Annotated in this window: 14 protein-coding genes, 2 tRNA genes and 2 pseudogenes; all 18 read left to right on the top strand. The window is 40.5% G+C overall.

Going from position 1 to position 24319, the window contains the following annotated elements:
- The first annotated feature begins 17 nt into the window (after positions 1-17).
- Complete coding sequence (locus ACLNCW_RS05115) at positions 18-1583, top strand: DEAD/DEAH box helicase (RefSeq protein WP_424845459.1); 1566 nt, start codon at positions 18-20, stop codon at positions 1581-1583.
- A 255-nt stretch (positions 1584-1838) separates the two neighbouring features.
- A complete protein-coding gene (gene codY / locus ACLNCW_RS05120; protein WP_000940738.1) occupies positions 1839-2627 on the top strand; it encodes a GTP-sensing pleiotropic transcriptional regulator CodY in 789 nt (262 codons plus the stop codon).
- Positions 2627-3202 (top strand): cysteine hydrolase family protein, encoded by a 576-nt coding sequence (locus ACLNCW_RS05125; RefSeq protein ID WP_004269841.1) that lies wholly within the window; start codon positions 2627-2629, stop codon positions 3200-3202. The genes codY and ACLNCW_RS05125 overlap by 1 nt, the downstream gene beginning before the upstream one ends.
- 80 nt (positions 3203-3282) lie before the next feature.
- A tRNA-Leu gene (locus ACLNCW_RS05130) sits at positions 3283-3368 on the top strand.
- Between the two features lie 136 nt (positions 3369-3504).
- Complete coding sequence (locus ACLNCW_RS05135; RefSeq protein WP_218494009.1) at positions 3505-4782, top strand: ABC transporter permease; 1278 nt, start codon at positions 3505-3507, stop codon at positions 4780-4782.
- Positions 4783-4794: 12 nt separating this feature from the next.
- Positions 4795-5442, top strand: a complete 648-nt coding sequence (gene vex2, locus ACLNCW_RS05140; protein ID WP_000173751.1) for an ABC transporter ATP-binding subunit Vex2 — start codon at positions 4795-4797, stop codon at positions 5440-5442.
- Positions 5443-5496: 54 nt separating this feature from the next.
- Complete coding sequence (gene vex3 / locus ACLNCW_RS05145; protein WP_024057460.1) at positions 5497-6876, top strand: ABC transporter permease subunit Vex3; 1380 nt, start codon at positions 5497-5499, stop codon at positions 6874-6876.
- 356 nt (positions 6877-7232) lie between these two features.
- A complete protein-coding gene (locus ACLNCW_RS05150; protein ID WP_424845460.1) occupies positions 7233-10484 on the top strand; it encodes a LysM peptidoglycan-binding domain-containing protein in 3252 nt (1083 codons plus the stop codon).
- Between the two features lie 159 nt (positions 10485-10643).
- Positions 10644-11300, top strand: a complete 657-nt coding sequence (gene vncR / locus ACLNCW_RS05155; RefSeq protein ID WP_024057458.1) for a response regulator transcription factor VncR — start codon at positions 10644-10646, stop codon at positions 11298-11300.
- Entirely contained in the window at positions 11297-12619 is a 1323-nt protein-coding gene (gene vncS / locus ACLNCW_RS05160) for a sensor histidine kinase VncS (RefSeq protein ID WP_261066903.1), read from the top strand. The genes vncR and vncS overlap by 4 nt, the downstream gene beginning before the upstream one ends.
- Before the next feature lie 146 nt (positions 12620-12765).
- Complete coding sequence (locus ACLNCW_RS05165) at positions 12766-13647, top strand: class II fructose-bisphosphate aldolase (RefSeq protein ID WP_023946263.1); 882 nt, start codon at positions 12766-12768, stop codon at positions 13645-13647.
- A gap of 281 nt (positions 13648-13928) precedes the next feature.
- Positions 13929-14921: an ABC transporter ATP-binding protein gene (locus ACLNCW_RS05170; protein WP_261813857.1), complete on the top strand. Its 993-nt coding sequence runs from the start codon at positions 13929-13931 to the stop codon at positions 14919-14921.
- Between the two features lies 1 nt (position 14922).
- Positions 14923-15741 (top strand): ABC transporter permease, encoded by an 819-nt coding sequence (locus ACLNCW_RS05175; protein WP_314498985.1) that lies wholly within the window; start codon positions 14923-14925, stop codon positions 15739-15741.
- 1 nt (position 15742) lies between these two features.
- Positions 15743-16528: an ABC transporter permease gene (locus tag ACLNCW_RS05180; protein WP_261060168.1), complete on the top strand. Its 786-nt coding sequence runs from the start codon at positions 15743-15745 to the stop codon at positions 16526-16528.
- A gap of 100 nt (positions 16529-16628) precedes the next feature.
- Positions 16629-16701: transfer RNA gene (locus ACLNCW_RS05185), tRNA-Thr, on the top strand.
- 195 nt (positions 16702-16896) lie between these two features.
- The gene (locus ACLNCW_RS05190) at positions 16897-17205 is read left to right on the top strand and encodes a hypothetical protein (RefSeq protein ID WP_084924005.1); all 309 of its coding nucleotides are present in this window, start codon (positions 16897-16899) and stop codon (positions 17203-17205) included.
- Positions 17206-17608: 403 nt separating this feature from the next.
- Positions 17609-17714: pseudogene (locus ACLNCW_RS05195) on the top strand (YSIRK-type signal peptide-containing protein); the annotation flags it as partial.
- Positions 17715-17845: 131 nt separating this feature from the next.
- Positions 17846-24301 (top strand): annotated as a pseudogene (gene bgaA / locus ACLNCW_RS05200) (LPXTG-anchored adhesin/beta-galactosidase BgaA); the annotation flags it as partial.
- Between the last annotated feature and the right edge of the window lie 18 nt (positions 24302-24319).

Consider the following 24319-nt stretch of genomic DNA (forward strand, 5'->3'; position numbering starts at 1 on the left):
TTAGAAAGAAGAATATCGTGAAATTTAATGAATTAAACTTGTCTGCTGATTTGCTAGCAGAGATTGAAAAAGCTGGTTTTGTAGAAGCCAGTCCGATCCAAGAACAAACCATTCCCTTGGCCCTTGAAGGCAAGGACGTTATCGGTCAAGCTCAGACTGGTACAGGAAAAACTGCAGCCTTTGGCTTGCCTACCCTTGAAAAAATCCGTACAGAAGAAGCAACCATCCAAGCCTTGGTCATCGCTCCAACTCGTGAACTTGCTGTCCAAAGTCAAGAAGAACTTTTCCGCTTTGGTCGTAGTAAGGGAGTCAAAGTCCGCTCAGTATATGGCGGATCAAGCATTGAAAAACAAATTAAGGCTCTTAAATCTGGTGCCCATATCGTGGTGGGAACTCCAGGTCGCCTCTTGGACTTGATTAAACGCAAGGCCTTGAAATTACAAGATATTGAAACTCTTATCCTTGACGAAGCGGATGAAATGCTCAATATGGGCTTCCTAGAAGATATCGAGGCCATCATTTCTCGTGTCCCTGAAAACCGTCAAACTTTGCTTTTCTCAGCAACTATGCCAGATGCCATCAAACGTATCGGTGTTCAGTTTATGAAAGAACCTGAGCATGTCAAGATTGCTGCTAAGGAATTGACAACAGAATTGGTTGACCAATACTATATTCGTGTTAAAGAACAAGAAAAGTTTGATACCATGACTCGTCTCATGGATGTGGAACAGCCTGAGCTTGCTATCGTATTTGGTCGTACAAAACGTCGTGTAGATGAATTGACTCGTGGTTTGAAAATCCGTGGCTTCCGTGCAGAAGGAATTCATGGTGATTTGGACCAAAACAAACGTCTTCGTGTCCTTCGTGACTTCAAAAATGGTAATCTCGATGTTTTGGTTGCGACAGACGTTGCAGCGCGTGGGTTGGATATTTCAGGTGTGACCCATGTCTATAACTACGATATTCCACAAGATCCTGAAAGTTATGTTCACCGTATCGGTCGTACAGGTCGTGCTGGTAAATCAGGTCAATCAATTACCTTTGTTGCTCCAAATGAAATGGGCTACCTTCAAATCATCGAAAACTTGACTAAGAAACGCATGAAAGGCTTGAAACCAGCGACAGCTGAAGAAGCCTTCCAAGCTAAGAAACAAGTAGCGCTCAAGAAAATCGAACGTGATTTTGCAGATGAGACAATCCGTGGCAACTTTGAGAAATTTGGTAAGGATGCTCGCAAGTTGGCTGCTGAATTTACTCCAGAAGAATTGGCCATGTATATCTTGAGTCTAACTGTTCAAGATCCGGATAGTCTTCCAGTAGTGGAGATTGCGCGTGAAAAACCACTGCCATTTAAACCATCAGGTAATGGCTTCGGTGGTAAAGGTAAGGGAGGTCGTCGTGGAGATGACCGTCGTGATCGCGAACGCCGTGGCAATGGTCGCCGTGATGATTTCAAAAAAGGCAGTCGTGGAAATGATCGTTATGATAAGGAAAAACGTTACCGTAAGGATAATAAAAAACCACGTAACACTTCAAGCGAAAAGAAAACAGGCTTTGTTATTCGTAACAAGGGCGATAAATAAGAAAAAGCGGTTCAAAATGAATCGCTTTTTTATATAAGGAGACCGAATGGAAAAGAAAGATAAATAAAATAGATATATTATCTTCTTGTAATATTATAATACACAAAAATAAGGATCTTGTCAATAGAAAAGAAGAAAATTAATTAAAAATATTCTTGTTTTTTCAAATTGCAATTAAATAAGCAATTTTCAGATAATAATTGAAAATTCAAGCTGTTTATGTTATAATGATAGCGATTATATTCGAGGTGAAAAATGGCACATTTATTAGAAAAAACTAGAAAAATTACTTCTATCCTGAAGCGCTCAGAGGAGCAGTTGCAGGAAGAGCTTCCCTACAATGCAATTACCCGTCAATTGGCAGATATTATTGACTGTAACGCCTGTATCGTTAATAGCAAGGGACGTCTCCTTGGCTATTTTATGCGTTACAAAACCAATACAGATCGTGTAGAGCAATTCTTCCAAACTAAGATTTTCCCGGATGACTACATTCAAGGCGCGAACATGATCTACGATACAGAAGCCAATCTGACAGTTGATCATGATTTGAGTATTTTCCCTGTGGAAAGTCGTGCTGATTTTCCTGATGGCTTGACGACTATTGCACCGATTCATGTATCAGGGATTCGACTTGGTTCTTTGATTATTTGGCGCAATGATAAAAAATTCGAAGACGAGGACTTGATTCTTGTTGAGATTGCGAGTACCGTTGTTGGAATTCAACTCCTTAATTTCCAGCGTGAAGAAGATGAGAAAAATATCCGCCGCCGTACTGCTGTTACCATGGCGGTTAATACCCTTTCTTACTCTGAACTCCGTGCTGTTTCAGCAATTTTAGGGGAATTAAATGGAAATGAAGGGCAGTTGACTGCGTCAGTGATTGCAGATCGTATTGGAATCACTCGCTCTGTGATTGTCAATGCCCTTCGTAAACTTGAGTCTGCAGGGATTATTGAAAGTCGCTCACTTGGAATGAAGGGAACCTATCTTAAGGTCTTGATTTCAGATATTTTTGAAGAAGTGAAGAAAAGAGATTACTAATGACTAAGGCTTTAATTTCGATTGACTATACAGAAGATTTTGTTGCTGATAGTGGAAAATTGACAGCAGGCGCTCCAGCTCAGGCGATTTCGGATGCCATCAGCAAGGTAACTCGATTAGCTTTTGAACGTGGAGATTACATCTTCTTTACCATTGATGCTCATGAAGAAAACGATTGTTTCCATCCAGAAAGCAAGCTATTTCCTCCTCACAATTTGATTGGGACTAGTGGACGCAATTTATACGGAGATTTGGGGACCTTTTATCAAGAGCATGGTTCAGACAGTCGTGTCTTTTGGATGGATAAACGCCATTACTCAGCTTTTTCAGGGACTGACCTGGATATCCGTTTGAGAGAGCGTCGAATTTCTACAGTTATTTTAACCGGAGTCTTGACGGATATCTGTGTCCTGCATACAGCCATAGATGCCTATAATCTAGGATATGACATCGAGATTGTTAAACCAGCTGTTGCTTCCATCTGGCCTGAAAATCATCAATTTGCCCTAGGTCATTTCAAAAATACACTCGGAGCTAAGTTAGTAGATGAAAATCTAAATGAACTTTCTGAGTAATTTGGTTGATGAAATGAAAAAAATTGAAAAAAAGTGTTGACAAGCATCCTAAAAGTTGATATACTAGTAAAGTAATCGACGCGGGGATGGCGGAATTGGCAGACGCGCAGGACTAAGGATCCTGTGACCGCTTTAGGTCGTGAGGGTTCAAGTCCCTCTCTCCGCATAGGATAAGAGTTAGCTTAGGCTAGCTCTTTTTTTATCTAATTTAAGTAGAGCAAAAAATTTTTGCTCTTTTTTTGTATTTCATAAACATTTCATATTTGGATTTTATAATAGTCTTACAAATATGGAGGTGACGAATGAATCCAATCCAAAGAGCTTGGGCTTATGTCAGCAGAAAACGACTGAGAAGTTTTATTTTATTTCTGATTTTATTGGTCCTATTGGCTGGAATTTCGGCCTGTTTGACTCTGATGAAGTCCAACAAAACAGTTGAAACCAATCTTTATAAATCACTCAACACATCTTTTTCTATTAAGAAGATAGAAAATGGTCAGACCTTCAAGTTGTCAGACCTAGCATCTGTAAGCAAGATTAAGGGGCTAGAAAATGTTTCTCCTGAACTCGAGACGGTCGCAAAACTAAAAGACAAGGAAGCAGTGAGTGGCGAGCAGAGCGTGGAACGTGATGATTTGTCCGCTGCGGATAAGAATTTGGTTAGCTTAACGGCTCTTGAAGATTCATCTAAGGATGTTACCTTTACCAGCTCGGCTTTCAATCTAAAAGAAGGGCGACACCTTCAAAAAGGGGATTCCAAGAAAATCTTGATCCACGAAGAGTTGGCCAAGAAGAACGGTCTTTCGCTTCATAACAAGCTTCGCTTGGATGCTGGACAGTCAGAATCTGGCAAAGGACAAACAGTAGAGTTTGAAATCGTCGGAATCTTCTCTGGTAAAAAACAAGAGAAATTTACAGGTTTGTCTTCTGACTTCAGTGAAAACCAAGTCTTTACAGACTATGAAAGTAGTCAAACTCTTTTAGGAAATAGTGAAGCTCAAGTCAGTGCAGCACGCTTCTATGTAGAAAATCCTAAGGAAATGGACGGACTCATGAAGCAGGTAGAAAACTTGGCCTTGGAAAATCAAGGCTACCAAGTTGAGAAGGAAAACAAGGCCTTTGAACAAATCAAAGACTCAGTGGCTACTTTCCAAACCTTTCTGACAATCTTCCTTTATGGGATGTTGATAGCTGGAGCTGGAGCCTTAATTTTGGTCTTATCTCTCTGGTTGAGAGAAAGGGTCTACGAAGTGGGAATTTTACTTGCACTTGGAAAAGGCAAGAGCTCGATTTTCCTACAATTCTGTTTAGAGGTAGTTTTGGTATCTCTCGGTGCCTTGCTTCCATCCTTTATCGCTGGAAATGCCATTACATCCTATCTGCTCCAAACCCTACTAGCAAGTGGAGATCAGGCAAGCTTACAAGATACACTAGCCAAAACAAGCAGTTTATCAACCAGCATCTTATCTTTTGCAGAATCCTATGTTTTTCTAGTTCTGCTTAGTTGCTTATCTGTAGCTCTTTGTTTCCTATTCTTATTTAGAAAATCACCGAAAGAAATTTTATCATCTATTAGTTAAGAAGGAGAAATCATGACTTTATTACAATTACAAGATGTTACCTACCGTTATAAGAACACTGCTGAAGCAGTCCTATATCAGATCAATTATAATTTTGAACCCGGGAAATTTTACAGTATTATTGGGGAGTCAGGAGCAGGAAAATCCACTCTCTTGTCCCTACTGGCTGGTCTAGATAGTCCTGTTGAAGGTTCTATCCTTTTCCAAGGAGAGGATATTCGTAAGAAGGGCTATTCCTACCATCGTATGCACCATATTTCCCTGGTCTTTCAAAATTATAACTTGATAGATTATCTTTCTCCACTGGAAAATATCCGCTTGGTCAACAAAAAGGCAAGCAAGGATACACTGCTTGAGCTTGGTTTGGATGAAAGTCAGATCAAGCGGAATGTTCTCCAGTTATCAGGTGGTCAACAACAACGTGTGGCCATTGCGCGCAGTCTGGTATCAGAAGCTCCAGTTATTCTCGCGGATGAGCCAACGGGAAATCTGGACCCTAAAACTGCTGGAGATATTGTCGAACTGCTCAAATCACTTGCCCAGAAAACAGGTAAATGTGTCATCGTCGTCACCCACAGTAAAGAAGTGGCACAGGCGTCAGATATTACACTTGAATTGAAGGATAAGAAACTGACTGAAACTCGCAATACGACGAAATAATATGAGCTTTTCTGTTAGAATTATAAGAAAGAACAAAATCTAGAAAGGGAACCTATGTTACACAACGCATTTGCCTATGTTACAAGGAAGTTTTTCAAATCGATTGTCATCTTCCTGATTATTCTCCTCATGGCGAGCTTAAGTTTGGTCGGCTTGTCGATTAAGGGAGCTACTGCCAAGGCTTCTCAGGAGACCTTTAAAAATATCACCAATAGCTTCTCCATGCAAATCAATCGTCGCGTTAATCAAGGAACGCCTCGTGGTGCTGGGAATATTAAGGGTGAAGATATCAAAAAAATCACTGAAAACAAGGCCATCGAGTCTTATGTGAAACGTATCAACGCTATCGGAGATTTGACTGGATATGAACTTATCGAAACGCCAGATACCAAGAAAAATCTAACACCTGACCGTGCTAAACATTTTGGAAGTAGCTTGATGATTACAGGTGTCAATGACTCCTCTAAAGAAGACAAGTTTGTCTCGGGCTCTTATAAATTGGTTGAAGGAGAGCACTTAACAAACGACGACAAGGACAAGATCCTCCTGCACAAGGACTTGGCAGCCAAACACGGCTGGAAAGTCGGGGATAAGGTCAAACTAGACTCCAATATCTACGATGCAGACAATGAAAAAGGAGCCAAGGAAACAGTCGAAGTGACAATCAAGGGACTCTTTGATGGTCACAATAAGTCGGCAGTAACCTACTCACAAGAACTATACGAGAACACAGCTATCACAGACATCCATACAGCTGCTAAACTATATGGTTATACAGAAGACACAGCTATTTATGGGGACGCAACCTTCTTTGTAACAGCGGACAAGAACTTGGATGATGTTATGAAAGAGTTGAATGGCATCAGTGGTATCAACTGGAAGAGCTATACTTTAGTTAAGAGCTCCTCTAACTACCCAGCTCTTGAGCAATCCATTTCTGGTATGTACAAGATGGCCAATCTCCTCTTCTGGGGTAGCTTGAGTTTCTCAGTTCTTCTCCTTGCCCTCTTACTCAGCCTTTGGATCAATGCCCGTCGCAAGGAAGTGGGTATTCTCCTCTCTATTGGTCTCAAGCAGGCAAGTATCTTGGGTCAATTCATCACTGAATCCATCGTGATTGCCATCCCTGCTCTTGTTTCTGCTTACTTCTTAGCTACTTACACAGCGCGTGCAATCGGAAATACTGTTCTTGCCAATGTCACTTCAGGTGTTGCCAAGCAAGCCAGCAAGGCTGCTCAAGCCTCCAACCTTGGTGGTGGTGCAGAAGTAGATGGCTTTAGCAAGACCTTGTCGAGCCTAGACATTTCCATTCAGACATCAGACTTTATCATCGTCTTTGTCCTTGCCTTGGTTCTAGTGGTTCTCGTTATGGCGCTTGCTTCAAGCAATCTCCTTAGAAAACAACCAAAAGAGCTTCTGCTGGATAGTGAATAAATTTGAAAAAATTAGTCTAAAATAGAGACTACATCTTATTTTTCTATTCAAGAATGGTGGATAGAGAATGGCTATTTAACAATTCAAAATAGAGCCGAAAGCAGTGGTGGAAATCATTGCTTTCAGTTGCTTTCTTTGTACTTTAGTACTTAAACATGATATACTAAAGATATGGAATTTATTAGAAAGGAATTTCACAACTTATATATGGAATTGTGCATAAGAATCTATAGAAACTTTATTTTGAAAATAGATAGATAAATCTGTAGAAGCCTGTGCATATCGTAAACATAGGCTAGTAGGCCTAGGCAGGCTCTACTTTGGAAAATATAGATTAGTGAGGAAAAATAAACATTATGAGACAAACAAATGTTAGAGGAACATTATCCCTCCGTGGCTTTAGAAAATTAAGAACTGGTGCAATTGTTGCGACAGGTGTGATTTTATTGGGGCTGGGCTTTTTAGCTCCAACTGTGTCAGCCAGTGAACAAGATGGTGTCTGGGTAGCCAGAACAGTTGCAGAAGTAAAGGCTGATATTCAAAAAGAAGGTGATTTATTTAAGTATGTTATTAAGTGGGGGGACACATTAAGTGTTATCAGCGAAGCAAGTAATATCCCTGTAGATGTACTCCAAGAAATGAATCATACTTCAGGCAAGAATTTATTCTTACCGCACAATGAATTGTACTTTACTGAAGCTGAAACGATTTCAGATACAGTCACAAAACACAAGATTGTCATCAAGGAAAGTGGTGCAAGTGGCGAAGTTCGCACTTACGAAGTCTTGCTCAAGAAAGATCAAGAGACAAAAGCTGTTACTTTTGAATTAACAGATGTCACTGAGAAAGTTGAAAAAATGGCTGTGAACTATAGCCCAGTCTATCAGCCTGTATCAGCTCCAGTAGTGGAAAGAGCGGAAGAATCGGGTGAAGAACTTGCCTCAGAAGCACCAGCAGAGACAAGCCCAGAAGTTAAGGAAGAAACAGAAGCTCCAGTAGCGTCAAAAGCAGAAACAAGGTCAGAAACTTTAAATGTTCCATCTGCATATACTACAAATGGGTCAGGAAACTCAACTGAATCAAGTCCAGCAGTAGACAAGGCCCCTTCAAATACAGGGACTACAAATCAACCTGTAGCTTCAAATCCAAGTTCTGAAGTTCCAGTTCCAAAAGCAGAAGAACCAGCATCGCCAGCACCGAAAGTAGAAGAACCAGCGACACCCGCACCAAAAGCAGAGGAGCCAGTGGCAACAACGCCAAAAGCAGAAGAACCAGTGTCTCCAGCGCCAAAAGTAGACGAGCCAGCGGCTACCACGCCGAAAGCGGATGAGTCAGTATCTCCAGCACCGAAAGCAGATGAGCCAGCGACACCAGCGCCAAAAGCAGAGGAACCAACGACACCAGCACCAAAGGTGGATGAGCCAGTATCTCCAGCACCGAAAGCAGACGAGCCAGTGGCACCAGCACCAAAAGCAGATGAGCCAGTGTCTCCAGCGCCAAAAGTAGAAGAGCCAACTGCAACAACGCCAAAAGCAGATGAGCCAGCGGCATCAGTACCAAAAGCAGACGAGCAATTAGCGCCGACATCAAAAGTGGAAGAACCAGCAACACCAGCACCGAAAGTGGAAGAACCAGCGACACCAGCACCAAAAGCAGAGGAACCAACGACACCAGCACCGAAAGCAGAGGAACCAACGACACCAGCGCCGAAAGTGGAAGAACCAGCAACACCAGCGTCATCAGCACCGAAAGACGATGAATCAGGTTCTTCAGTTGAATCTCCATCAACAGGCAATCATTCAGACGAGTCAGGAACACCATCTGAAACTCCTACAGGTGACTCAACTTCGTCACTGGACGCTTCAGGCGAGCCCAATTTCACTGAACAGCCAGCTGGAGAATCAGGTAAATCTGAAACAACGTCAGAACCTTCTAATACTCCATCTGCGGAAGCTACAAATGATTCAGGGAATACAGCAACATCAAGTCCGGTAACAGATGGTACTACTTCAAACACAGGGACTACAGAACAACCTGAAACTCCAGCTTCAAAACCAGAAGCAACAATACCCAAAGAGGATAAACTACCAACTAATCAAAATGGAGATACATCAAATCCAGTAGATTCAAAGGATGAAACACCAAATCCGGCTCCGGCACCTAAAGAAGATACTTCGTCTGAAGAAGTAGCACCTAAAGATGAAAAATTTGAGGAAGCGAAAAAAGAAGGAAAGGATATTATTGAAGGAATTGCATCTTCAAAACTTAGTGAAATAGAAAAAGTTAAAGACGAAGCCGAAAAAGAAAAATTAAAAGCGGAATTAAAAACATTAAAAGAAGACGCATTAGCCGCAATAAAAAATGCTAAGAATCATGATGCTGCAGTAGCTGCTACAGATGAGTATCAAACTAAAATTGATGGAATTAATGTTCCAGGGGAAGAGTTACCAGCACCAAATTATGATAAAGATAATTTAACGAATGGTCGTAATGAAGGTACTACTATTGACAATGGAAGTACAGCAATAGGTCATGGGTCAGGTGAAGCTACCTCGACAACTCCGACACAGCCTTCTTCAACTTCAGAAGGTACTTCAAGTTTTAGAAATGCTCCATCAGTTCAAGCAAGAGCAAGAAGAGTGGCACGTTCAACATCAGAATCAGATGGAACTGTAAATATTAGCTATAACTTCGCTGAAATGCCAGATATTCATGGTTTCCTATCTGACCCGGGAGAAGATAACACTGTCACAATTCCTGCTGGAACGAGTGAAGCACAGGCAAAAGAGCTAGTAAAAGAAAAAATTCAAGCCAAGATAAAAGACCTAGCTGCTAGAGGGTATCATGTGAAAAATGACATTATTTTTGAACAAGATACTACTGTGAAAAATTATAACTACGTCGTTACATTCACTAAGGAGGCTACAGAAACTTCAGGTTTCAGAATGGCTCCAGCAGTTCAACCGCGCGCTAGCAGAAATCGTAGAAGTCTAGAACAGCCAGCTCCTCAAAAGGTCAAAGTCAATGTTTTTTATAACTTTGATCAAATGAAAGATATTGCAGGTTTCCTAGGAGATATCAATGGAACTTCTCTTGAAATTGCAGAAGGTTTATCAAATGAAGAGGTGAAAGTAGCAGTTAAGAAACAAGTTGAAGCTAAGAAAGAAGAGCTGAGCAAACGCGGCTATACTTTCAAAGAGGACTATGTCTATCAAGCTAATGGGAAAGATTATAATTACGTTGTAACATTCACTAAGGAGGCTACAGGAACTTCAGGTTTCAGAATGGCTCCAGCAGTTCAACCGCGCGCTAGCAGAAATCGTAGAAGTCTAGAACAGCCAGCTCCTCAAAAGGTCAAAGTAAATGTATTTTATAACTTTGATAAAATGAAAGATATTGCAGGTTTCCTAGGAGATATCAATGGAACTTCTCTTGAAATCGCGGAAGGTTTATCAACTGAACAGGTGAAAGCAGCAGTCAAGAGCCAAGTTGATGCTAAGAAAGAAGAGTTGAGCAAACGCGGCTATACTTTCAAAGAGGACTATGTCTATCAAGCTAATGGGAAAGATTATAACTACGTTGTAACATTTTCAAAAGCAGCTAAATAATTTTCATTCCATAGGGAGTGAAATGTGAGCAGAGAGAGCGATAGGCTCTCTTTGTTTTATCTAGTAGCAAGTTTCTTAAAGACAAAAGGCCAATAAGAGATTATAATAAATAGAGTAGGTATTTATTCTAAGAAAAATAAAAAAGAGAGCAGTTAAAGTATGAAAATTTTAATTGTAGAAGATGAAGAGATGATCCGTGAGGGAGTCAGTGACTATTTGACGGATTGCGGTTATGAAACCATTGAGGCAGCAGACGGTCAAGAAGCCTTAGAAAAATTTTCCAGCTATGAAATAGCCTTGGTTTTACTGGATATCCAGATGCCCAAGCTCAATGGCCTAGAAGTCCTAGCGGAGATTCGTAAAACCAGCCAAGTCCCTGTCTTGATGCTGACCGCCTTTCAGGATGAGGAATACAAGCTGAGCGCCTTTGCCTCTCTGGCAGATGGCTATCTGGAAAAGCCCTTCTCCCTCTCCCTCTTAAAAGTGAGGGTAGACGCGATTTTTAAGCGCTACTACGATACAGGACGAGTCTTCTCCTATAAGGATACCAAGGTGGACTTTGAGAGCTACAGTGCCAGCCTAGCAGGTCAAGAAGTGGCTGTTAATGCTAAAGAGTTGGAAATTTTGGACTATCTGGTGAAAAATGAAGGACGGGCTTTGACCCGATCTCAGATAATTGATGCCGTATGGAAAGCGACAGATGAGGTTCCCTTTGACCGTGTCATTGATGTTTATATCAAGGAGCTGCGGAAAAAGCTAGACTTGGATTGCATCCTCACTGTGCGCAATGTTGGTTATAAATTGGAGCGAAAATGAAACGAACAGGTTTATTTACAAAGATATTTATCTATACCTTCTCGATATTTAGTGTTCTGGTTATCTGCCTTCATTTGGCTATTTATTTTCTTTTTCCTTCTACTTATCTGAGTCATCGTCAGGAAACCATTGGTCAGAAAGCGACAGCCATTGCCCAGTCCCTAGAAGGTAAGGATAGGCAGAGCATCGAGCAAGTGTTAGACTTGTATTCTCAGACTAGTGATATCAAGGGGACCGTCAAGGGCGAGATGACCGAGGACAAGTTAGAAGTAAAGGACAGCCTTCCTCTGGATACAGATCGCCAGACAACCTCTCTTTTTATCGAGGAGCGCGAGGTGAAAACGCAGGACGGTGGTACCATGACTCTCCAGTTTTTAGCGTCCATGGATTTGCAAAAGGAAGCAGAGCAAATCAGTCTCCAGTTTCTTCCCTATACCTTGCTGGCATCCTTTCTGATTTCCCTTTTGGTAGCCTATATCTATGCTCGGACCATTGTTGCCCCGATTTTGGAAATCAAGCGAGTAACTCGTAGAATGATGGAACTGGATGCCCAAGTGCGATTGCGCGTGGATTCTAGGGATGAGATTGGTGATCTCAAGGAACAAATCAATAGCCTCTACCAGCATCTTTTGACTGTCATTGCGGACTTGCATGACAAGAATGAAGCTATTCTCCAGCTTGAAAAGATGAAGGTCGAATTCCTACGAGGGGCTTCTCATGAATTGAAAACACCACTGGCTAGTTTGAAAATCTTGATCGAAAACATGAAAGAAAATGTTGGTCGTTATAAGGATAGAGACCACTATCTGGGAGTTGCCTTAGGGATTGTGGATGAACTCAATCACCATGTTCTGCAGATACTTTCCCTCTCGTCTGTGCAGGAATTGAGAGATGATAGGGAACAAATTGACCTATACCAGATGACGCAAAGTCTAGTTAAGGATTATGCTTTACTAGCCAAGGAAAGAGAACTCCAGATAGACAATAGTTTAACCCATCAGCAGGCTTATCTAAACCCATCAGTTATGAAGTTGATTCTTTCTAACCTTATCAGCAATGCCATCAAGCACTCTGTTCCAGGTGGCTTGGTTCGCATTGGCGAAAGAGAAGGAGAACTCTTTATCGAGAATAGTTGTAGTCCTGAAGAACAAGAAAAACTGGCCCAGTCTTTTTCTGATAATGCTAGTCGTAAGGCCAAGGGGTCTGGGATGGGGCTCTTTGTGGTCAAGAGTCTATTAGAACATGAAAAATTACCCTATCATTTCGAGATGGAGGATAATCGTTTAACCTTCTTCATAGCTTTTCCAAAAGTCACCTAAGATTAGGGAGAGAAAGGGCTTACATAGATGAAGCTAGAAGAAATTCAATCGAAACTGCGGGAAAAACTAGATTTTTTTGTCAAAAAGTGATAAAATGAACAATGTAAATGGGATGACCCATAAAAATATACAGGAGGCCTGATAAAATGGCAATCGTTTCAGCAGAAAAATTTGTCCAAGCAGCTCGTGACAACGGTTATGCAGTTGGTGGATTTAACACAAACAACCTTGAGTGGACTCAAGCTATCTTGCGCGCAGCAGAAGCTAAAAAAGCTCCAGTTTTGATCCAAACTTCAATGGGTGCTGCTAAATACATGGGTGGTTACAAAGTTGCTCGCAACTTGATCGCTAACCTTGTTGAATCAATGGGTATCACTGTACCAGTAGCTATCCACCTTGACCACGGTCACTACGAAGATGCACTTGAGTGTATCCGAGTTGGTTATACTTCAGTTATGTTTGACGGTTCACACCTTCCAGTTGAAGAAAACCTTGAAAAAGCTCGTAAAGTTGTAGAATTTGCACATGCAAATGGTGTATCAGTGGAAGCTGAAGTTGGTACTATCGGTGGTGAAGAAGACGGAATCATCGGTGATGGTGAATTGGCTCCAATCGAAGACGCTAAAGCAATGGTTGAAACTGGTATCGACTTCTTGGCAGCTGGTATCGGTAACATCCACGGTCCTTACCCAGCAAACTGGAAAGGTCTTCACCTTGATCATTTGCAAAAATTGACTGAAGCTGTACCAGGATTCCCAATCGTATTGCACGGTGGATCAGGTATCCCTGATGAGCAAATCCAAGCAGCTATCAAACTTGGTGTTGCGAAAGTTAACGTTAACACTGAATGCCAAATCGCATTCGCTAACGCAACTCGTAAATTTGCTCGTGACTACGAAGCAAACGAAGCAGAATACGACAAGAAAAAACTCTTCGACCCACGTAAATTCTTGGCTGATGGTGTAAAAGCTATCCAAGCATCAGTTGAAGAACGTATCGACGTATTCGGTTCAGAAGGTAAAGCTTAATCTAGCTGAATAATACAGATAGAACCTGCCCATTGGGTGGGTTTTTTGTGTTTTAAGGAAACTATCAAGCCAGAATTTTTGAATAAAAGTATTATTTTAAGAGAGGAATCTCTAATTTTATAAACTTTAGGCAAACGCTTGCATTCTGTTTTTTATTGGACTATAATAGGTTGGTATAAAGCCTTTTGTAGTAATAAAATGTAGAAGGTATAGAAAGTAAGGATTTAGAAGACTTGTAGTCAAAAATACAATGTTGCTATTCCTTGCATAGGGAGATAGATATGGCAATGATAGAAGTGGAACATCTTCAGAAAAATTTTGTGAAGACTGTTAAGGAACCGGGCTTGAAGGGGGCTTTGCGCTCCTTTATTCATCCTGAAAAGCAGACCTTTGAAGCGGTCAAGGATTTGACCTTTGAGGTTCCAAAAGGACAAATTTTAGGATTTATAGGAGCCAATGGTGCAGGGAAGTCGACAACCATTAAAATGCTGACTGGGATTTTGAAACCGACATCTGGTTTTTGTCGGATTAATGGCAAGATTCCACAGAACAATCGCCAAGATTATGTCAAGGATATTGGGGTTGTTTTTGGGCAAAGAACCCAGTTGTGGTGGGATTTGGCTCTACAAGAGACCTACACGGTCTTGAAGGAGATTTATGATGTGCCAGACTCGCTCTTTCATAAGCGCATGGATTTTTTGAATGAAGTCTTGGATTTGAAGGACTTTATCAAGGACCCTGTGCGAACTCTTTCACTGGGACAACGCATGCGGGCGGACATTGCAGCTTCCTTGCTCCACAATCCCAAGGTTCTCTTTTTAGATGAGCCGACCATTGGTTTGGATGTTTCGGTCAAGGATAACATTCGTCGGGCCATTACCCAAATCAATCAGGAAGAAGAAACAACCATTCTTTTGACGACTCACGATCTGAGTGATATTGAGCAGCTCTGTAATCGGATTTTCATGATTGACAAGGGGCAGGAGATTTTTGATGGAACGGTGAGTCAGCTCAAGGAGACCTTTGGCAAGATGAAGACTCTATCCTTTGAATTGGTGCCAGGGCAAAGTCATCTCGCTTCTCACTATGAAGGCTTGCCTGATATGACCGTTGATAGACAAGGAAATAGTCTCAATATTGAATTTGATAGTTCCCGCTACCAGTCGGCGGACATTATCAAGCAAACCCTGTCTGATTTTGACATCCGAGATTTGAAGATGGTGGATACGGATATCGAGGACATTATCCGTCGCTTCTACCGAAAGGAGCTCTAAGATGGTCAAATTGTGGAGACGTTATAAACCCTTTATCAATGCAGGGATTCAGGAGTTGATTACCTATCGAGTCAATTTTCTTCTCTATCGGATTGGTGATGTGATGGGAGCATTTGTGGCTTTCTATCTCTGGAAGGCAGTCTTTGATTCCTCGCAGGAGTCCTTGATTCAGGGCTTCAGCATGGCAGATATCACCCTTTACATCATCATGAGTTTTGTGACTAATCTGTTGACCAAGTCAGATTCGTCTTTTATGATTGGGGAGGAGGTCAAGGATGGCTCTATCATCATGCGTTTGTTGCGACCAGTGCATTTTGCGGCCTCTTATCTCTTCACTGAACTTGGTTCCAAGTGGTTGATTTTTATATCTGTTGGACTGCCATTTTTAAGTGTCATTGTTTTGATGAAAGTCTTATCGGGGCAAGGTATTGTAGAAGTGCTGGGATTAACTGTCCTTTATCTTTTTAGCTTAACCCTAGCCTACCTGATTAACTTTTTCTTTAATATCTGCTTTGGATTTTCTGCCTTTGTGTTTAAAAATCTTTGGGGTTCCAACCTACTTAAGACTTCCATAGTGGCTTTTATGTCTGGAAGTTTGATTCCCTTGGCTTTCTTTCCAAAGGTTGTTTCAGATATTCTGTCCTTCCTGCCTTTTTCATCCTTGATTTACACTCCGGTCATGATTATCGTTGGGAAATACGATGCCAATCAGATTCTTCAGGCGCTCGCTTTGCAGTTTTTCTGGCTCTTAGTGATGGTGGGCTTGTCTCAGTTGATTTGGAAACGAGTCCAGTCCTTTATCACCATTCAAGGAGGTTAGTATGAAAAAATATCAACGCATGCATCTGATTTTTATCAGACAATACATCAAGCAAATCATGGAGTACAAGGTAGATTTTGTAGTTGGTGTCCTGGGAGTCTTTCTGACTCAAGGTCTGAACCTCTTGTTTCTCAATGTCATCTTTCAACACATCCCCTCGCTAGAAGGCTGGTCCTTCCAAGAGATTGCCTTTATCTATGGTTTTTCATTGATTCCCAAGGGATTGGATCATCTCTTTTTTGACAATCTCTGGGCGCTAGGGCAACGCCTAGTCCGAAAAGGGGAGTTTGACAAGTATCTGACTCGTCCTATCAATCCGCTCTTCCATATACTCGTTGAGACCTTTCAGATTGATGCCTTGGGCGAGCTCTTGGTCGGTGGTATTTTACTAGCGACAACAGTATCAAGTATTGCTTGGACGCTTCCCAAATTCCTGCTTTTCCTAGTTTGTATTCCTTTTGCGACCTTGATTTATACTTCCTTAAAAATCGCGACAGCTAGTATCGCTTTTTGGACCAAGCAGTCAGGCGCCATGATTTACATTTTCTATATGTTTAATGATTTTGCCAAGTATCCCATTTCAATTTATAATTCAGCTCTTCGTTGGTTGATTAGCTTTATCGTGCCATTTGCCTTTACGGCCTACTATCCTGCTAGCTATTTCTTGCAGGACAAGGATGTAATCTTTAACATCGGAGGTTTGATATTGATTTCTCTGGTTTTCTTTGTCATTTCCCTTAAACTTTGGGATAGGGGCTTGGATGCCTACGAAAGTGCAGGATCCTAAGAGGAAGAAACTCAAAGCCTTGTCTCAGGACAGGCTTTTTCTAATAGGAATGAAAATTCCTTGACATCCATCCTCAGAGTGCTATACTGTAAGTGTAATCGCCGATTTAGCTCAGTTGGTAGAGCACCGCACTCGTAACGCGAAGGTCACAGGTTCAAACCCTGCAATCGGCAAAGTGATGAAACTCATTCGACTGGGTTTCTTTTTATTTTATCTTAACTATTGAACCACTTAGACTTATATTTAGACCAGATAGGCAAAAGGCCTTGTTCTTGAAAAACTCCTCTGCTATAATGTTTTTTGTAAGGGATGTGAGGTGTCACTATCAGATAACTCAAGTTCCTAAAAAAGAAATTGGAGATAAACAAATGAAAAAATTATTGGGGATTGTATTTTTGGTAGCAGCAGCGACAGTATTGTATTTTGGTTCTGTAGGCTGGCCAAGTTTAGATGTCAACCTCTGGTCACTGATTCCGGTAGGATTGTTTCTCTTTTTCACTCTAGAGAATCTTTTGAAAAAGGATTACAAGGCTAGTCTGATGTGTTTGATTATTGCCTTTATCATTGCGAATGCAATTTTGGACCTTTTGCCAATTTCAAGCGGATTGGTGATTGGAGCAGGTGTCCTAGCTTGTGTAGGTATTGGTTATCTATTTCCTGATAAAGAAGGAAAATAAGAAGGAAGAATGAACAAAGTCAAGATCTAACTGAAATATTTGTTGGCTCTTTTTCTATGTCTAAAAATGTAAGAAAGAATTTTTGGTGGTAAAAGATTATTTCTAGTTTACTTTTTGATTTTACATTATGTTAAGATAAGAAAAAATATTTTTGTTTGAGATAGTAAAAAGCTATTCTTTTTTAAAATGTCAAGTAGAGTCCGATGTCGTATTTGTTATAATAAATTTCGCTACGATACTCTCTGGAAATTCTCCAATTTTTATAAAAAACAATCCAAAACATTGTTTTTATCTGTATTCGATTGACAAATTTTTTATTGGTTATAAAATCGTATTATAAGATAAATATAATAAGTAGCTTGCTATCAGACAAAATGAAAGCGGTTACCAATAGGAGGATTACATGCAAAAAGGTAATTGGAACAAAAAGAGAGTCTATAGTATTCGAAAATTTTCAGTCGGTGCTTGCTCTGTGCTTATTGGAACATGTGCTCTATTATTGGGGGCGAGCCTTAGTCAGGCTTCTTCGGTATATGCCAACGAAAATACTGAAGAGATTGTGTCAACAAATAGGATTGAGCACCAACCTGAAAACAAGGTAGTTACTGATTTTTCAAGTGAACATAAAGCTGAAGGAGTTATGACTGAAAAAGCCAGTGAGCAACCTGTTAAAGCTGAAAATGTATCTCTAATGGAAAATGCGGATGGTAGTGATACTACAGTTAAACCTCAAGCAGAGCAACCTTTAGTTTCAGCGGCTAATAATCAAGTAGTTCCCTCAGAAGAAGGTAAGGCTGAAGTCGAAAACAAAACAGAAGAAGCGAACAAGCCTGAGGATAGCAAGAAGCTTGAAGAAACAAATAAGACTGAGGTAACGGATAAATCTGAAGATAAAAATAAATCTGAGGATAAGAAGAAATTTGAAGAAACAAATAAAGCAGAATCACAAGATCGTTCTGTTTCAAAAGATAAGCAAGAATTCAAATCTGCTACGAATGAAGTAGTTGATAAGTTAATTGAAGATAGAAACATTTCCTTCAACCAGAATTGGCACTTTAAACTAAATGCCAATGCAAAGGAAGCTGTTAAACCAGACGCAGATATTACTTCATGGAAAAAAATGGATCTTCCTCATGACTGGAGTATTCATTTTGATTTTGACCATGATTCTCCAGCTCAAAACGAGGGTGGTCAACTGAATGGTGGAGATGGCTGGTATCGGAAAACCTTTAAGTTAGACGAAAAGGACTTAAATAAAGATGTTCGTGTAACCTTTGATGGAGTTTACATGGATTCACAAGTATTCGTCAATGGTCAACTAGTTGGTCACTATCCAAACGGTTACAATCAATTTTCATATGACATTAGTAACTATCTCCATAAAGATGGGCGAGAAAATGTTATTTCTGTTCATGCAGTTAATAAGCAACCAAGTAGTAGATGGTATTCAGGAAGTGGTATCTATCGAGACGTATCATTACAAGTAACAGACAAGATTCATGTTGAAAAAAATGGGACAACTATTTTAACTCCAAAACTAGAAAGTCAACAAGGAGGAAAAGTTGAAACCCAAGTAAGCAGTAAAATTGTTAATACAGACAATAAAGACCATGAAATTGTAGCAGAGTATCAAATTTTTGAACGAGGTGGGAAGGCAGTTACAGAACTTGTTCGAACTGAGAGTAAAACTCTAAAAGCAAAACAAACCCTTCATTTGGATTCAGCATTAGAAGTTGAAAAACCAAAATTGTGGACAGTGTCATCTGATAAACCTGCTTTATATGAGATGGTAACTCGTGTTTATAAAGATGGTCAGCTTGTAGATGCTAAAAAAGATTTATTTGGTTATCGCTACTATAACTGGACTCCAGACCAAGGATTCTCTTTGAACGGTGAACACATCAAGTTCCATGGAGTTTCCTTGCACCATGATCACGGAGCGTTAGGAGCAGAAGAAAACTATAAGGCAGAATACCGTCGTCTGAAACAGATGAAGGAAATGGGAGTGAATTCGATTCGTACGACTCACAATCCAGCAAGTCCTCAGACCTTGCAAATTGCAGCCGAGCTTGGTTTGCTAGTTCAGGAAGAAGCCTTTGACACTTGGTATGGCGGTAAGAAACCATACGACTATGGTCGTTTCTTTGAAAAAGATGCTACCCATCCAGAGGCAAGAAAAGGTGAAAAATGGTCTGATTACGATCTTCGAACAATGGTAGAAAGAGATAAAAACAATCCTGCTGTTGTCATGTGGTCTATTGGTAACGAAATCGGTGAAGCAGATGGGAAAGCCCATTCACTAGCAACTGTCAAACGTTTGGTGAAAGTGGTGAAATCTGTTGATAAGACACGCTATGTAACCATGGGAGCTGATAAATTCCGTTTCGGAGATGGAACTGGGGACCATGAAAAGATTGCAGATGAACTGGATGCAGTTGGATTGAATTACTCTGAAGAAAATTATCAAACTCTTCATGCGAAACATCCGAAATGGCTCATTTATGGTTCAGAAACATCTTCAGCAACTCGTACAAGAGGAAGTTATTTCCATCCAGAGAGTGAGTGGGTAGGAAGTAACCAATATTGGCGTAATTACGAACAATCCGATTATGGTAATGATCGTGTTGGTTGGGGTAAAACTGCTACAGCATCATGGACCTTCGATAGAGATCATCCAGGCTATGCTGGACAATTCATTTGGACCGGTACGGATTATATTGGTGAACCAACACCATGGCACAATCAAAATAGTACACCAGTAAAAAGTTCCTACTTTGGTATTGTTGATACCGCAGGTATTCCAAAAAATGACTATTATCTCTACCAAAGTCAGTGGGTTTCTGCCAAGAAAAAACCAATGGTTCATTTACTTCCTCACTGGAACTGGGAAAAGACTGAATTGGCCGACAATGTTGCAGATGCTGAAAATCGAATCCCAGTTAGAGCTTATTCCAATGCTGCTAGTGTTGAGTTGTTCTTAAATAATGAGTCACTAGGTCTTAAAAAATTCAACAAAAAACAAACAAGTGACGGTCGTACATATCAAGAAGGTGAAAATCCTCAAGAGCTATACTTGGAGTGGAAAGTCGCTTATAAACCAGGAACTTTGGAAGCGGTAGCTCGAGATGAGTCTGGCAAGGAAATTGCTCGTGATAAGATTGTAACTGCTGGTGAACCTGCAGGTGTCCGTTTGGTTAAGGAAGAAAATGCAATCGCTGCAGATGGAAAAGATTTGACTTATATCTATTACGAAATTGTAGATAGCAAGGGTAATGTTGTGCCAACTGCTAACAATCTAGTTCACTTCCAACTTCATGGACAAGGTCAACTGGTTGGTGTGGATAATGGTGAGCAAGCTAGTCGTGAACGTTATAAAGAACAAGCAGATGGTTCTTGGATTCGTAGAGCCTTTAATGGTAAAGGGGTAGCGATTGTTAAATCGACTGATCAAGCAGGTAAATTTACCCTTACAGCATATTCAGGCTTGTTGAAATCAGATCAAGTTACAGTTTTTACAGGTAAGTCAGACCAGTCAGAAAAAACTGTTTTAGGAACAGAAATACCAAAAGTTCGGACAGTTTTAGGTCAAAAACTTAAAATGCCTCAGACAGTGCCATTTGTCTATAGTGATGGTAGTCGTGAAAAACGTCCTGTAACCTGGTCTAAAGCAGATGTCAGTCAAGCTGGAATTGTAACTATAAAAGGTGTGTCTGATGGGCGTGAAGTTGAGGCTCGTGTTGAAGTTCTTACAATTGCAAATGAACTTCCAGCTGTTAAACGCATGGCACCTGGAACAGACTTGAGCTCTGTGGATAAACTTGTTTCACTTGTTTCATCAGATGGTCGTATTCACAATTACGAAGTTGAAAATTGGGAAATTTCACCAGAAGATCAAGAGAAGTTGTCTACTCCAGGGGCACATATCCAGATGACTAGCCAATTGGGAGATAGAACTATCCACGCTACTTTGATAGTTGATGATGGTAAGGAATTGGCTCAAGTTACACCAACTATAGCAGTAGGTGGTGAAAGCGTTACGGAACTTTCAAATGAACATCCTGTCCATTATCATAAACTTTCTTATGGTGCAAAAATTCCAGAAGTCAGTGCTAGTGCTGAAAATGCTGATGTGAAGGTCGTTCAGGCAAATGAGTCAAATGGAATGCGTGCTAGTATCTATGTTCAACCTAAAGATGGTGGACAATTACAAACTTATGCGGTTCAGTTCCTTGTTGATTCTCCACAAATTGAAAGCTTGAGTCTCAGAGTGGATCAAGCTGCTAGTCTCAAAGAAGATCAAACTGTTAAAATGACAGTTTTAGCCCGTTATCAGGATGGAACTGAAGCTGTTTTACCAACCGATAAGGTGACTTTCTCAAGCCAAGGCGAGGGAGGAGTCTCTGTTAATAAGGGAATGCTAGAGTTGCATAAACCAGGTAGCCTCACTTTACAAGCTCAATATGAAGGTGCAAAGGGAGAACTTCCTCTAACGATTGCAGCAAATACTGAAGAGAAAGTCGTCCAGGCTATTCGTCCAGTTAACCTTGTGACAGATTTGCACCAAACACCAAATCTTCCATCGACAGTAACAGTTGAGTACGATAAAGGATTTCCAAAAGTTCATAAGGTGGTTTGGGATACGATTCCATCTGAAAAATTAAATCACTATCATACTTTCGAAGTTCTTGGTAAGGTTGAAGGATTGAATCAAGAAGCGCGTGCGACAGTATCAGTAGAAGGAATTGTATCAGTTGAAGATGTGAGCATTACAACACCAATTGCTGAAGCACCAAGCTTGCCAGAGAGTGTCCGTACTTATTATTCAAATGGCCAAGTATCTTCAGCTAAGGTGGCTTGGGATACTATTGATGCAAGCCAGTATGCAAAAGAAGGAATCTTTACTGTAACAGGCCATGTGGAGGGAACGCAGCTGACAACGAAATTACATGTTCGTGTATCCAATCAAACAGAAATTGGCAATAATATTTCAGATCAATGGACAGGTTCAGAATTACCACTTGCCTTTGCATCAGATTCTCATTCTTATGACCCAGTATCTAATGTAAATGATAAAGTGATTTCTTACGGTGATCAGCCTGCAAATCGTTGGTCAAACTGGAAACGTTCTGAAGAAGCTTCAGTAGGGGTACTCTTTGGAGATTCAGGTATTTTGACAAAACGTTCGGTTGATAACTTGAATGTAGCCTTTTATGAAGATAGTGGTGTAGGTGCTCCAAAATCTTACGTCATTGAGTATTATGTTGGTGAAAAAGCTCCAACTGCACCGAAGAATCCTGGTTATGTAGAGGGTGAAAACCACGTATTTAATGACAGTAAAAATTGGAAACCAGTCACAAATCTTAAGGCTCCAGATCAGTTAAAAGCAGGAGAAATGAATCATTTCAGTTTTGACAAGGTAGATACCTACGCGGTACGTATTCGCATGACCAGAGCTGATGATAAACTTGGAACATCCATTACAGAATTACAAGTTTTCTCTAAAAAGGTAGCACCAGCTAAAGAGGCAACTACTAAGATTAAGGTGGCTGGAAAAGATCTTCCTCACTTTAATCCAGACTTAACAGATTACTATTTAGACTATAGTGATGGAAAAATTCCAGAAGTAACAGCTAGTATCACAAATAATGGCCTTGCTACAGTGGTTCCTAGCGTGAAAGAGGGCGATCCTGTCCGTGTTATTGTGAAAGCAGAAAATGGCGATATTCTTGGAGAATACAACCTTCACTTTACAAAAGATAAAGACTTGTTGGCTCGTAAACCAATTGCTGCTGCTAAACAGTCTCAATTGTTGCAACTGGGTCAACCTTTGGAATTGCCAAATAAGGTTCCTGTTTATTTCGCAGGTAAGAGCGGTTATGACGTAAAAGATTTGGCAGTTGAATGGGAAACAGTTCCTGCTTCTACCCTAAGCAAGGCTGGAGAATATACAATTAAAGGCCATGTAGTTGGTAGTGAAGTCCCAGTAGAATTATCTGTTCGAGTAACGGACAAGGTCGGTAGATCACTTTCTGATAATCCAGATTATCTTGCTACTCATAGTCAGGCTTTTGCTTCAGCTACTAATGATTTGGATGATAATTCGAACGACCGTGTAGACTATTTAAATGATAATGACCGAAATCAAGACAACCGTTGGACAAACTGGTCCGCTACTCCATCTGCTAATCCAGAAGTATCAGTTGGTGTTATCTTTAAAAAGAATGGTAAAATTGTGGATAGAAAGGTTTCACAAGCTAAACTAAACTTCTTTGCAGATAGTGGAACAGATGCCCCAGCTAAACTCGTATTGGAACGATACATCGGTCCTGACTTTGATGTTCCGGTTTACTATTCAAACTACAGCTACGAATCAAATCATCCATTTAATAACCCTGATAATTGGGAACTTGTTCCTTATTACGCAGACAAAGAAATTCAAGCTGGAAATGAGATCAATGTGACCTTTAAAGCTGTGACTACCAAAGCTATGAGATGGCGTATGGACAGAAAAGCAGATAAAAATGGGGTTGCACTAACTGAATTAAGTTTCCGAGCACCAAGTGAGCTTGCAAAAGAGAGCACAGAGGGAAGAATTTTAGTAGATGGTAAAGAGCTTCCTGACTTCTCTGAAAATCGTTTGGACTATGAATTGATTTATAAAGGGGAACGTCCAAAAATCACTGTAGAAGGGAAAGATCAAGTCACATCTACAATTGTGGATAGTGGAAATGAAAATCTTCCTGTATTAGTCCGTCTGGTATCAGAGAGTGGTAAGAATGTCAAAGAATACCGGATTAAATTGACTAAGGAAAAAGTGATAGACGCAAAACTTGTAGCTCCTGCTCAATATGACTTGCCTAGTCTTGAAGTGGTAGACAAAGAATTGAACTTCCAAACTCTTGAACAAAAAGACGATACTCTGTTTGAGGGAGAAGTTCGCCTGTTGCAAGAAGGTAAAGTTGGTAAGGAACGTATCTATACAGAAGTAACGACTGATGGCAAGAATAAAGAAAAATCACGTGAGATTCTGGAAGAACCTGTAAATAGAATTCTGTTGGTAGGTACTAAGAAGAAAACAAGTAACATTGAGACGCCGGCGGGTGGACATCAAGAC

It is taken from the genome of Streptococcus sp. CL6.22 (assembly GCF_049738055.1).
GTDB classification, from domain to species: domain Bacteria; phylum Bacillota; class Bacilli; order Lactobacillales; family Streptococcaceae; genus Streptococcus; species Streptococcus mitis_DJ.